Annotated in this window: 12 protein-coding genes; 2 read left to right on the top strand and 10 right to left on the bottom strand. The window is 54.9% G+C overall.

Annotated features, from left to right (window positions below):
- Window positions 1–68: 68 nt before the first annotated feature.
- The 6 genes from JF70_RS00590 to JF70_RS00565 all read right to left on the bottom strand — a co-directional run bounded on the left by JF70_RS00590 (window position 69) and on the right by JF70_RS00565 (window position 6,990).
- Window positions 69–905, bottom strand: coding sequence for a carbohydrate ABC transporter permease (locus JF70_RS00590; RefSeq protein WP_045934905.1), 837 nt, complete (start codon window positions 903–905; stop codon window positions 69–71).
- Window positions 902–1,756 carry a carbohydrate ABC transporter permease gene (locus JF70_RS00585; RefSeq protein ID WP_045934904.1) on the bottom strand — a complete coding sequence of 285 codons (855 nt, stop codon included), beginning with the start codon at window positions 1,754–1,756 and terminating at the stop codon, window positions 902–904. The genes JF70_RS00590 and JF70_RS00585 overlap by 4 nt, the downstream gene beginning before the upstream one ends.
- A 158-nt stretch (window positions 1,757–1,914) precedes the next feature.
- Entirely contained in the window at window positions 1,915–3,237 is a 1,323-nt protein-coding gene (locus tag JF70_RS00580) for an ABC transporter substrate-binding protein (protein ID WP_052690643.1), read from the bottom strand.
- Between the two features lie 132 nt (window positions 3,238–3,369).
- Window positions 3,370–4,713: a glycoside hydrolase family protein gene (locus JF70_RS00575; protein ID WP_052690816.1), complete on the bottom strand. Its 1,344-nt coding sequence runs from the start codon at window positions 4,711–4,713 to the stop codon at window positions 3,370–3,372.
- 234 nt (window positions 4,714–4,947) lie between these two features.
- Window positions 4,948–6,009: a LacI family DNA-binding transcriptional regulator gene (locus JF70_RS00570; protein WP_045934901.1), complete on the bottom strand. Its 1,062-nt coding sequence runs from the start codon at window positions 6,007–6,009 to the stop codon at window positions 4,948–4,950.
- 270 nt (window positions 6,010–6,279) lie between these two features.
- On the bottom strand, window positions 6,280–6,990 hold the full coding sequence (locus JF70_RS00565) for a histidine phosphatase family protein (protein WP_045934900.1): 711 nt from the start codon (window positions 6,988–6,990) through the stop codon (window positions 6,280–6,282).
- 40 nt (window positions 6,991–7,030) lie between these two features.
- Here JF70_RS00565 and JF70_RS00560 point away from each other — a divergent pair, with 40 nt between their 5' ends.
- Both JF70_RS00560 and JF70_RS00555 read left to right on the top strand, forming a co-directional pair.
- The gene (locus JF70_RS00560) at window positions 7,031–7,396 is read left to right on the top strand and encodes a DUF4235 domain-containing protein (protein ID WP_045934899.1); all 366 of its coding nucleotides are present in this window, start codon (window positions 7,031–7,033) and stop codon (window positions 7,394–7,396) included.
- Between the two features lie 106 nt (window positions 7,397–7,502).
- Window positions 7,503–8,321 (top strand): nitroreductase family protein, encoded by an 819-nt coding sequence (locus JF70_RS00555; protein ID WP_045934898.1) that lies wholly within the window; start codon window positions 7,503–7,505, stop codon window positions 8,319–8,321.
- 211 nt (window positions 8,322–8,532) lie between these two features.
- Here JF70_RS00555 and JF70_RS08640 read toward each other — a convergent pair whose 3' ends face one another.
- The 4 genes from JF70_RS08640 to JF70_RS00535 form a co-directional block, all read right to left on the bottom strand.
- Window positions 8,533–8,784, bottom strand: coding sequence for a hypothetical protein (locus JF70_RS08640; protein WP_045934897.1), 252 nt, complete (start codon window positions 8,782–8,784; stop codon window positions 8,533–8,535).
- Between the two features lie 221 nt (window positions 8,785–9,005).
- A complete protein-coding gene (locus JF70_RS00545; RefSeq protein WP_045934896.1) occupies window positions 9,006–9,944 on the bottom strand; it encodes an aldo/keto reductase in 939 nt (312 codons plus the stop codon).
- A 68-nt stretch (window positions 9,945–10,012) separates the two neighbouring features.
- The gene (locus JF70_RS00540; RefSeq protein ID WP_045934895.1) at window positions 10,013–10,765 is read right to left on the bottom strand and encodes a tyrosine-protein phosphatase; all 753 of its coding nucleotides are present in this window, start codon (window positions 10,763–10,765) and stop codon (window positions 10,013–10,015) included.
- Between the two features lie 197 nt (window positions 10,766–10,962).
- Window positions 10,963–11,628 (bottom strand): NAD(P)H-binding protein, encoded by a 666-nt coding sequence (locus JF70_RS00535; protein WP_052690642.1) that lies wholly within the window; start codon window positions 11,626–11,628, stop codon window positions 10,963–10,965.
- Between the last annotated feature and the right edge of the window lie 179 nt (window positions 11,629–11,807).

The following is an 11,807-nucleotide window of genomic DNA, read 5'->3' as shown; positions in this document are numbered from 1 at the left end:
TGTCGGAGGAATGAAAATGGTCCCCGGGCCTAAGAAAGCAGCCCAGGGACCATGGAGGAATTGCAGTTTCAGCCCTTTACAGCACCAGCCAATACTCCACTGATGATGTACTTCTGACAGATTACATAAAAAATGACTATGGGAATGATAGCCATGACAAGACAGCCCATCATCGCTCCCATATCGACAGTCCCGTAACCGCCTTTGAGATATTGCACTGCAATGCTGATGGTCCGATATTTTCGCAGATCCAAAGTCAAGTAGGGCAGCAGGAAGTCATTCCAGATTCCCATGGCTTCCAGAATCGCCACTGACACTATGGAGGGTTTCATGATGGGCACAACAATCTCAAAAAAGGTCCTGGGGACACTCGCCCCGTCAATCATGGCCGACTCCTCCAGCTCTTGGGGGATTCCCTTGACCACTCCGGTGAATATGAACACCGGAAGTCCGGAGCCGAACCCAAGATATATGATCCACAGGCCCCAAGGCGTGTTGAGCCCTATGATGTCGGCCATCTTGGACAGGGTGAACATCACCATCTGGAAGGGAACGATCATGTTGAAGAGGAAGACCAGATAAAGCGATTTTGCCGTACGATTGTTCACCCGGACGATCCACCAGGCACACATCGAGGTGCATAGCAGAATCAGCGCGACAGATCCTACCGTTACCACTACCGTCCATCCAAAACTGGCAAAGAAGTTGGTCTGTTCAATGCCCTTTCGGTAATTGTCGAGGCCCGCGAACATGTCGCCCAGCGGAATGGAGAAGGCATCATGAGTGATATAGACTTTGTCCTTGAAGGAATTGATACCAACCAGCACTATCGGGAATACCCACAGTAGGCACACCAGTGTGAAGAACAGTGTCCACCAGCCTGAATGTTTGGCCTTGGCACTCATGCGGTTACCTCCTTGCGAGCGGTAAGCCTGTTCTGCAGGATAGCGACAAGGGCCACGATGACGAAGAAAATAACCGCCTTGGCCTGGCCTGCTCCCTCGAACCCAGCCCGTCCGTAAAATGTCCTATAAATGTTCAACGCAACCAGTTCTGAAGAATTGGACGGTGCTCCATTGGTCAGAGCCAAATTCTGATCGAACATTTTAAAGCCATTGGTGATCGACAAAAACGTACAAACGGTTATTGATGGCATCATCAGCGGAATGGTGATATGGAACAGGGTCTGGGCGCCGCTGGCTCCATCAACCGATGCAGCTTCGATGACATCACCGGGCAGGGTCTGCAACCCGGCGATGTAGATAATCATCATGTAACCGATCTGCTGCCAGCACATCAGCAATACCATTCCCCAGAATCCGTACGTACCTGAAAAGGTGATGGACTTACCCCAATGCTGGAGGACACCGTTGAGCAACAGCATCCAGATATAGCCGAGCACGATGCCACCTATTAAATTGGGCATGAAGAAGATCGACCGGAAAAGATTCGCTCCCCTTATCGCCTTCGTTAGCAGACTGGCGATCGCGAAGGCACACACATTGACGATTACCGTAGTGACCACCGTAAACAAGGCCGTGTACCACAAAGCATGCCAGAATTCAGGATCCGATATGGCTGCAGCGTAGTTTTTCGTTCCTATGAAATTGGCATCTGCAATAGTCGTGAAACGACATAGACTCAGCCAAATCCCCAATATGAAGGGGATGACGAATCCAATCACGAATGCCACAAACGTAGGCAAGACGAACAAGGCCCACCAACGGGAAATCGTCTTGCCAGCCATCGATATCATTATCAACCTCCGAGACAGAATCCAATGATTCATCCATACCGGTGCGCATACCGCCGAACATACTTCCCCGGGTTCGCGCGGCATGCGTACCGTGTATATCCTTTACTCATGCACAACCGCGCCGGTTCCACTCCGATTACGGCGCGGTCAAGCTTCCCTCACGACTTGTGAACCGTGTTGTACTCGGATGTCCACCCATCGACGAAGGACGATTCAACCTTGGACCATGGCCCAGTCCCCTGGGCGTATTCCAACATCGCATCGGCCATGGTCAAAGCCCATTGAGCCGTGGGAAGCGGGCGGATGACCAAGTCATAGCAGTTCCGCTTGGCATAAACATCATTGGCACGCAGTATGGGATTCTTCGTTTTGAAACCCGCCTTGGCATAGGATTTGAAAGGAGTCTCGAAGCCCATGGTGTCAGTGACGATTTTTCTGGCTCCATCGTTATCGAGCATCCAGTCCAGAAACTTCTTGGTAGCGTCTTTATCTTTTTGCGAGGCTTTGCTGTTAATGGCGAAATAGTTGGAGCTGATCGTTAACCCGGAGTTTTCCTCACCTGGGATTCCCATATACAGCGGGAAAACGCCCATATCCTTATCCGAGACTTTCTTGCCGCGCAGCTGTGGATACGCCCATGATCCCATCTCGATGAAAGCCGCATCACCAAGCGCAAATTCCGAAATAGCATCGTCCAGGGTCGCGCCTGAAAGCTGTGTTGGCGCAACCGTCTCGTTTTTGATCATCAAATCGAATATCTTCTTGAGATTAGGCACATACTTGCCCGATACCTTTGAAGGAATCACCGTCGTGTTCTGATCTCGATATTCGTAAAACACCGGTATATGCGGCAACATGTCGCCGTACCTAGGCCGTGAACTGGCCTCGAATCCAGCAGAGGTGAATGCTCCTTTGATGCCTAGATCGCTTTTATGAGCCTGAATCTCTTCAACCATCTTCTTGAGAGCATCAAATCCTCGGACTTCCTGTTCGGAGTGAATGCTCGCCCAGTCTGCGGCGAAATATTTTTTCAGAATCGCACGATTGTAGATGATGCCGTACCGGTCAAGCACAAAAGGAATAGCCTTGACCGTATCGCCATCTTTGAGCACATAGTCACGGTTTTGCAGATCCTTGTACATGCGCGTTCCGGAAAGATCATCGCAATAATCCACCCAGTTGGGAAAGTCATTGTTGTCCAGGCCGATAAGCGTCGGCGCATTGGTCTTGGCGAGTTCGCTTTTCAGTGTTTGCTCATAATTGCCTGGGGAAGCAGTCGTAATATCGAATGGTATGCCCGTATCCTTAGTGAACAGCTTTCCTAACTGAACGAACTGTTCATTGTTTTCGCCTTTCTGATTCATGTAGTAGACCCGACCTTGCGAGCTGCTACTAGCCCCTGTTCCTCCACAACCCGAGAGAACACCCATCGTGAGTACCGCGGCTGCGATTACGGCCGTCGTTTTCCTGACTGTATTCATGCCTTCCTCCATTGGAAGCCTTGACTCATCATCACATCCTGTATGTATGCCTAGCATAAGCGCTTAAGCAATTGCTGTCAGCCTCAACGATGTTCCCCGTCATCGCATAACGCCTTTATTGTTTTACAACTATCATCTCCTTACCGTATTTGATATCCAAGCATTCGAGAGTGTGAGGGAGCCGTCGGTTACGAACATGCCGACGGACCCACCGCTGGACCGGTACATTCTGGTGCTCAAAGCCACCCCGTCAATGTATAAGGTGGCAATCGTATCGTCCACAACGACTTGCAAATGATGAGCACTGTCTGCATCCAGGCGCACAGGTCTGGTCAGACCTATATTCATAGTGTTGAACCAGGGAAAGTTCGGACTTCCCTCAAACGTGCATCGGTTTTCGTCAACCTTGCACAGGAACTGATAGCCTGCTTCGGTCTCCGGATCCTCCTCCAAGACGACCCCGAAGGAGCGAGTGGAAGGGGCGAATCTGACATCGGCTTCAAAGGCAAAAGGACTGCCAAGATGGTCGGCGATCCTACGTTGCACTCTGCCATCGTCACCTTGCATGGCAAAGTCATCGATGGGCTTCCGATCGACAAAACCGTCCCAGAGTGTATTGACTGGCTTAACGCCTAAAGTATGATCCGGCCGCTGGAAGATCTCATGAGGCACGAATGTGCCGCCCCATTCATAATTGCCAGTGTCCTGATCCCCTTCCTTGGTCCCAACCCAGCCGAACAGGATACGGTGGCCGTTCAAGGCGAAGGTTCGTGCGGCATAATATGCGCTTCCTTCCAGACCGTCGTCCGGCGGCTGCAGCCAAGGCCCGTTCAAGCTCCTCGACATCCTATAGGTCATCCCGTGCCTATCGCTGTACTCCGTGACTATGTGATACCACCAGTCTCCCATTTTGAACAGGTCCGGCATCTCGTGCATCGTATACAAGTCCGGGGCCCAAAAATCGCCCTCGAATTTCCAGTTCATGAAATCCGGCGATGAAAAGCATACTGTCCTGCCGGTTCGTTTTGTCTTTGGACCGGGCTGTCGAGCGCCCAGCAAGACCAGATACCGGTCTTGCTCATCATCCCTGGTCACCCAAGGATCTCTCCAATCAGAAGGGTCATACCCATCTTGAGGCAGGAAGGGCAATGGTTCGCCCACCTTTTGCCAGTGATACAGGTCGCTGCTGACAGCATGCATCGGAACCTGAGAAAGCCCTCCTTCGTTCTCGATATTTCTGTTATAGCCGGTGTAAATAATGTGGTAACGATCATCGACTTTGCAAACAGAGCCGGCATAAATGAACTGATCCTGATCACGCTCACCACCGTGTGGAATTACCACGCCATGGTCTTCGTAATGGATGAAGTCCTTTGTCGTAACCAGGGACCACCCGAATGGCTTTCCAAGCGGCTCTGGATCCCTATCGTCGCGTTGGTGGAAGATGTAAAAGGTGTCACCCTCGCCGAAAGGCATACAATCCCCCACCCAATACCCCGGGGCTTGATAGTATAGCGTGTTCACTAAGTCAGTCCAATCTATTCTTGTCGTTTCGATCAGCCGTGATCGATGAATCTGCGATCATTCTCCCTTGTTTAATCGCTTAAGCACTTCCCAGAATAGTTGCTTACCTGTTTTTGTCAAATCACGGACCACCTGTCGCAGGCGGATGTGTTGCTGAGCGCAAGGCCTACTTATTAAGTAAAACCATCAGCGCGCCGGCACGGCAATAGAGCGCCTGACCACTGAGGGGCAAGAGACATGCACCGGCTGATATTCCTGCAAATCCTTGGGTCCTGGTCTTACAGCGGGGGCACTTTCCGCATCCTTTGAGTGTTTCCTGTCCGACGACGGCTCAAGCAGCATGCGCACTCCAAGTACACCGAGATCGTATTGGGGAAGAGCCACTGTTGTCAGGCCAGGATGAAGGTGGGCCGCAATCACTTCCTGGTTGTCGAACCCAACGACCGAAAGATGATCGGGAACACGCACTCCACGCTCCCTCAAAGCGTCGTACAGGCCCATGGCCGTTCTATCGTTATGGCAGAATACCGCAGTAGCCCCTGTCTTCATCAGCGCGTCCACCGCTCCATACCCACCCTCTTGATCGGCCTTGGCAAGAATCACCAAGGAGGGGTCGAAGGAAATCTGTGCCTGTTCCAATGCCTGACGATATCCCCGCAAACGCCCAACCGAAGCAGGTGAAGATTCCGACTGATTGATGAACGCTATCCTTTTATGACCCGCAGCAATGAGCAGATTGGTTGCGGTCAAACCACCCTGTACCTCATCCGGCACGACTGCCGGGTATGTACTGTCACGGTCATAACAATTCACCAGAACCGAATTGACCTGCCTTAATTCTTTAGGAGGGACTACTTCGTGATGCACCCAACTGGAATAGACGATGCCTTCAACCTGCCTCTCCAGCATGAATGAAAGCGCGCTGTGCTCTATACGCGAATCGCCGTTGGTATCGACCACCAACAGTATTTTGCCATTGCGCCAAGCCTCATCCTGAGCACCGCGGATGACCTGACCTGCAAACGGAGAAGTAGCAACACCATCACTGATGAATCCGATTGAGTCGGACCGCCCGCGCGCCAAGCCGCTTGCCAGGGCGTTTCTTCTGTACCCCATGCTCTTCGCTATACGCCTTACGCGCTTCCTGGTCTCCTCAGGAATTCTGACATCCTTATTGTCATTGACAGCCCACGAAGCGGTCGCGATCGACACCCCTGCCGCGTGTGCGACATCTTGCAATGTAACCATCCCAGTCCATCCTAATGATCCTGTGCGGTCATAGGGCTCAATCGTCACAACAACCGAAACATCAGTGGATGCATCAGCATACTCATATCATTGAATCGTTGAAGTTGCAATGATACCGGTCGATAGCGGCGTCCGACCTGTCTTTCGTCCCCGCCCATCGATGACATGCCCTCGCACTGACAAGCTTATCGGGTTCTGTACACACCGCATCTATCTGGACAACACACCGGAAGCATTCAATGTTCGATAAAGTTCCATTCGGATAATGACTCACACATTCCACTGCCTGAGCACACGTTCACCCTGGTAGATGCCGAGAACACCGTAATGCGCCGTATTCATCCTGAGCAACTGGGCCTTGCTTGGATCTAAGGCTAGCCACTGCGTGGTCAGGATGCGCAGAATATGGGCGTGTGCCACCAGGAGCACATGCCGCCCCGCGCATACCTGGGGTTCAAGCCATCGGACTATCTCCCGCGCACGAGCGGCCACCTGATCCAGACTTTCACCGCGGGTCACGTGCACTGGAACACGATTGCCTGAAGGCAGAACGACCACTCGGTCACCGGTCAGTTCATTGATGCCCAGGGCCTGTGGGCCGTCGACCCACAGTTTCCAGTCACGGCCGAGACCAGCCACCACATCTTGAGGACGATGCCCTTCGGCCGGACCATAATCCCACTCCAGAATCTCATCCATCGGTGTCGGATCAGGAAAGCCGGCCAGCTCGGCTGTCTGCCTGGCACGTTGCAGGGGACTGGAAAAAACACAGCCGGCGTCAAACCCCTCGGGAAAGGCTTTGGCCAGCCGCTGACCGGCCTCTCTGGCCTGTTCACGTCCTTGGTCAGTCAAGGGAATATCAGTGCGTCCCGTATATTGCCCTGTTTTGCTCCAAATAGTCTGACCATGCCGTAACAACACGGCGTAGCCTTTACTCTCAGCCGAGGCATCATTGCCCGCCGCGTTTTTCACAGTACCCATGCATGGTATTTTAACCCCAGGCGTGTGGGATAATGGACCTATGACGGACTCAGGACGGGAACCTGGCGGAATGGCCGACCAAGTGGTCGGCATGCTTCATCAGGTGGATGGCAAGGTGAATGACATGCGCAACTCGATTGAATCGGACCCGGACTCGCTGACAGACAAGCTGATCAAGTTTGCGCTTCCCAGCATCGCCGCACTACTGGCGGGCAAGCTCTTCCAATCCTTCTGGAGCGGGTTGGTCCGCAAGCGCAACGGAGGCGTGGACAACCCCGAAGAGGAACAGGAGAGCGCTACCGCCGGCCTACTCTTCGGCGTTCTGTCGGCAGCCGTCACTGCCCTGGTCTCCGGCCTGTTCGAGCGTGGTTCCCAGGCTCTGATCGATCGCCGCCATCAGCGCTGAAGACATAGGATGCTGACTGGCAACCTGGCAGGGCCTGATAACGCTGATTGCGTGATTTTGACGACAAGGTCTTGCATTGAAAGGCATTGACGGCCAGAATGTCAAAATGACCTTAGCAAATTCACAGAAAACCTCGGCCACGAATCCGGTCGATAATCCCACCATACGAACCTTGCTTGAGCGGCGCTCCATCCGCGGATTCACTGAAGAACCCGTTGACGACCAGACCGTCGCCTTGCTGGAGCAGGCGGCCCAACATGCGGCGACCAGCCGGTACTTCCATGAATGGTCGGCCATCAGAGTCACGGATCATGATGAGGCACTTGCCATTGCCGATATGGCCCATCAGCGCTATGTCGCCGAAGCCCCGTTGCTCTACATCTTCCTGGCGGATCAGCGCCGTAATGCCGATCTGGTCCGACGATTCGCCGATGATCTGGACCCGGATACCACCCTGCTCAACTCCGGCTATGTCTTCCTGCAGTCACAGAACGATGCGGTCCTGGCCCTGCACGCCATGGAGACCGCCGCCAACGCGCTGGGCCTGGGAGGAGTCATTCTGGGCAGCGTCATCAATGACACAAACAGATTGATTGATCTGTTGAAGCTGCCCAAGCTGGTCTATCCGGTGCTGGGTCTTGCCATCGGCCACCCGGCCCAGGATCCGGATCCCAAGCCCAGGATGCCTCGTCAGGCGCAAATCTTTACCAACACCTATCAGCGGGCCGATGATGATGCAGACATGAAGGATGCCCTGGCAGACTTCGACCAGACGGTCACCCGCTATTATCGCGACATCCGGCACATGGACGATCCCCACCGCTCATTCAGCGCCATAATGGCCGACAAGGTTCGCAATCCCGCCTCCGGTCATGAACCCATGCTGGATTCGATCCGCCGACAGGGCTTCGACCCAGCCTGCTAGGCGACGAAATTCCTGCAAGCCAGACAAACCGTAGGAATCAGCAGATAAGTTCAACAGCCAAGTTCACCAGCCTTAGGCGAATAGACAGAGACGGATTGGCCCCAGGCAGCGAGATCAGCGGAATCCAATCTTGCTGCCTGGGGCCGTCAGAAACAATCAGGATCAACTCAGTAACATCAAGCGCGCATGGGCTGCAGAGGCGATGACTGCCTCACCTGCGACGAGGCTTGTACCCACGTTTGCGGCTGTGTGGTTTCGAAGCTCGCGAGACCGCCCTCATACGCTGGTAGGAGCCCGGCTCATGGCTGGTCAGATGCCAGCTTCCGCAGTAATCACAGCGGTAGACCCATAGAAGAACGTCGCGTTCGACCATGCTGCGGTCGGCGGCCTGCTGGGCTTTGGCCCGATCGTGATACATGATCTTGGACGTAGCAGCGCAACGTCGTGGGGTGAAATAATGCATGACAGCGTACGACTACCTCGAAACCGATCCGACCATCCTCGATCTGACTATCCTTCTGCACATCTTTTGCACTCACGGTGCCCGATGCCCGACCAGGCTGGCCCTGCCAGATGACGCAAGAACATTTATGCGAGATCAGACGGCGGGGCGCAATCCTTCATAACCCGAAGCGGTAGAACCGGGCAGAAATCGGGCGGACGTGAGCGGCCCTACAGCAGGGATCAGGGCAGGTCATGACCGGCGCTCAGGTAGAGGTCGTACCATTCCTGGGCAGTCAGATCCACATCCGCACCAGCAGCCATCTGGGTGATGCGCTCAGGGTTCATGGATCCCAGGAGCACCTGTATGCCGGCGGGATGCCGCAGAATCCAGGCCACTGCGATTGCACTCTTGGACACCCCGTGCTGCTTGGCCAGTTTGTCCAGCTCGGCATTGAGTTCGGGATAGCGTGGATTGTCCAGGAAGACCCCGTCGAAGTATCCGGTCTGGAAGGGGCTCCAGGCCTGAATGGTCATGGACTTGAGCCGCGAATAGGCCAGAAGACCGCCATCATGGTCCAGGCTGGGATCATCGCCCATATTGACGTGAATCTCCTGGTCGACCATGCCGGTGTGTCCCAGACCGAACTGCAGCTGGTTGACCTCCAGCCGCTGACTTACAGCGCTCTGCAGCAGCTCCACCTGCATGGGGTTGACATTGCTGACACCGAAGTGCCGAACCTTCCCGCTGGACTGCAGTTCATTAAAAGCCTCAGCCAGATCATCCAAGTCGACCAGGGTGTCGGGCCGGTGCAGCAGCACGAAGTCGACGTGGTCGGTCTGCAGGTTGACCAGCTCCTCATCCAGGGCCTTCAGCAGATGGTCCTTGGAGAAGTCATAGCGGGTGATCTGGTCGCTGTCCGGGTTGCGGAAGATGCCGAACTTGGTCTGGATGCCCACGCTGTCCCGGTCTACGCTCAGATCCTTCAAAGCTTGTCCCAAGGCACGGCTGCTGGCCCCGGCGTGGTAGCAATCTGCTGTGTCGAAGAAGTCCACGCCCGCATTCATGGCCGTCTCCACAATGGTCCGCGCTTCCTCACGGCTCTTCTGATCGATCCGCATGACCCCCAAGGCCACACGGGAGGCCCGGAATCCTGACCGTCCTAAATTCATGTATCGCACAATGTCCTCCTCGTAATTGACGTCTAAGCTCGAGTCTACCCGTCCCAGCCACCTCCAGCCTTGCGCGGTTATTCCAACAGGTTGCTGCGCAGGGTCTCCACCTGGTCCGGTCCGAACCCCAGAGCCTGACGTGCATAGGCGAAGACATCACCATAGGCGTCGATCATGGCCTGTTGGGCATGGGCCAGGTATTCTTTCTTGACGCAGAGCGCAATCTCTAGTGCGTCCAGTGAATCCTGGTCGAAGCCCTTGGCGCGGAATTGGTCCAGCAGCTGATTGTTGGCCGCGACCCTCTCCTGGTTGGTCTTCAGGTAGTCCGCGAATATCTGGTCGTCGTCCACCTCCAGCAGCCAGAGCACCAGGGCCGCGGCGAACCCGGTCCTGTCCTTGCCGGCAAAGCAATGGAAGAGCGTGGCCCCCTGGGTGTTGCCCACGACGATGCGCAGGAACTTCCCATAACCCTGCTGGGCCGCAGGGCTCATGACCAGGTCATGGTAGATATTCAACATGTGGCCGTTGACCTGATCCGCTAAACCCAGCGAGGCGAAATCGTCCAAGCTGGCGCCGTTGGTACCACTTTGCTCCAGCAGATCAATGTTGGTAAAGGTCACACCATCGATCCTGTCGTCCGGACTTTCCTGTCTCTCAAATGGCCGGCGGAAGTCCACGACCTGCGTCACCCGGTAGCGGTCGACCAGATCCCTCTTCGTATCTTCGTCCAGACCCACCAGCTGTCCTGATCGGATGAACTTATAGGGACGAACCCGGCGGCCGTGAATGGTCCGAATGCCTCCCAGATCGCGAAAATTGGTGATGTTCATTAACGACCTCCTTCGGTTGCGCCCAGTCCCCACGCCAACCCCACCTTCATAAAGGTCACTGGGATGCAGTCCGCCAGCGCGCGATCAACAGCAAGAACCAACAAGCAATGCAACCAAGGTACCATCACCGTTGCTGTACAGACACGCCATAGTCTCGCGGCAAAAGCTTCTTGTGGGGGCTTGGTCGGTTCGTGTTGTCACTGCTCTGCGGTCAGGGCCTGTTTGATTGGTGTGCCTCCCCCAATGATGTTGTAGATCCTGCCTGTGGTCTGGGGAAGGTCGACGCAGTCGGCCAGGCATTGTGCCACGTCGGGGATCGGTATGGGTCCGGGGCCGTCCGGCTCTACCTGGATGGCTCCTGTGCCGGTCTGTTCGGTCAGGCTGCCTGGCTCGATGATGGTGTAATCCAGTCCGGAGCTGATCAGGTACTGGTCAGCCATGTTCTTGGTCACGTAATAGTCGGCAAGGGCGTCGATGGCAGGTTTGACCTGGGGCTGCTCCCAGCGCAGCCAGTCTGCTGCATACATGGCTCCCAGCATGACGTACCTGGTGATGCCGACCGTTTTGGCGGCCTCTATGGTCTTCATGGCTCCCAAAGCGTCGATCTGGTTGATGTCCTTGCCGCGTGAGCCTGCAGTGAAGACAACGGCATCCGCATGCGTCTTGCCGAATGCGTCGGTTACCTGGGAGAGCGGGTCATGCAGATCCAAGGTCACGGGCTCCACCTGCTGCCTGGCGTGAATCTTCGAGGCCCCTCGTGCGCAAGCGACCACTTCGTGGCCGGCTTTGACCAGGTCCTCGCAGGTCAATGCACCTACTCTGCCCGTGGCCCCTACAAGAATGATTCTTTTGCCCATGCTCATCCGCTTTCTTCGTATCCGTATTTATGCGCCTGATTCGGCTGCTTTTCATTCTAGATGTCCTGAACCAGAAACGACAGGCGGCAAAGTAGGCCACGGTTTTGACATCAGTGCTCTCTAGGTTCAAATCGCAGACAGCGCAAGTGAAAGGCGACCTTTGGTATTCAGCCCAACTGCGTTTG

Origin of the sequence: Bifidobacterium mellis (assembly GCF_000967265.1) — a bacterium.
GTDB lineage: Bacteria > Actinomycetota > Actinomycetes > Actinomycetales > Bifidobacteriaceae > Bombiscardovia > Bombiscardovia mellis.
This window is presented reverse-complemented; position numbering and strand designations above follow the sequence as displayed.

Excerpts from the sequence above, each read along its gene's own strand:
- JF70_RS00590 (WP_045934905.1), bottom strand. The coding sequence starts at position 905 with ATGAGTGCCAAGGCCAAACATTCAGGCTGGTGGACACTGTTCTTCACA.
- JF70_RS00585 (WP_045934904.1), bottom strand. The coding sequence starts at position 1,756 with ATGATATCGATGGCTGGCAAGACGATTTCCCGTTGGTGGGCCTTGTTC.
- JF70_RS00580 (WP_052690643.1), bottom strand. The coding sequence starts at position 3,237 with ATGAATACAGTCAGGAAAACGACGGCCGTAATCGCAGCCGCGGTACTC.
- JF70_RS00575 (WP_052690816.1), bottom strand. The coding sequence starts at position 4,713 with ATGCCTTTCGGCGAGGGTGACACCTTTTACATCTTCCACCAACGCGAC.
- JF70_RS00570 (WP_045934901.1), bottom strand. The coding sequence starts at position 6,009 with ATGGTTACATTGCAAGATGTCGCACACGCGGCAGGGGTGTCGATCGCG.
- JF70_RS00565 (WP_045934900.1), bottom strand. The coding sequence starts at position 6,990 with ATGGGTACTGTGAAAAACGCGGCGGGCAATGATGCCTCGGCTGAGAGT.
- JF70_RS00560 (WP_045934899.1), top strand. The coding sequence starts at position 7,031 with ATGACGGACTCAGGACGGGAACCTGGCGGAATGGCCGACCAAGTGGTC.
- JF70_RS00555 (WP_045934898.1), top strand. The coding sequence starts at position 7,503 with ATGACCTTAGCAAATTCACAGAAAACCTCGGCCACGAATCCGGTCGAT.
- JF70_RS08640 (WP_045934897.1), bottom strand. The coding sequence starts at position 8,784 with ATGCATTATTTCACCCCACGACGTTGCGCTGCTACGTCCAAGATCATG.
- JF70_RS00540 (WP_045934895.1), bottom strand. The coding sequence starts at position 10,765 with ATGAACATCACCAATTTTCGCGATCTGGGAGGCATTCGGACCATTCAC.
- JF70_RS00535 (WP_052690642.1), bottom strand. The coding sequence starts at position 11,628 with ATGAGCATGGGCAAAAGAATCATTCTTGTAGGGGCCACGGGCAGAGTA.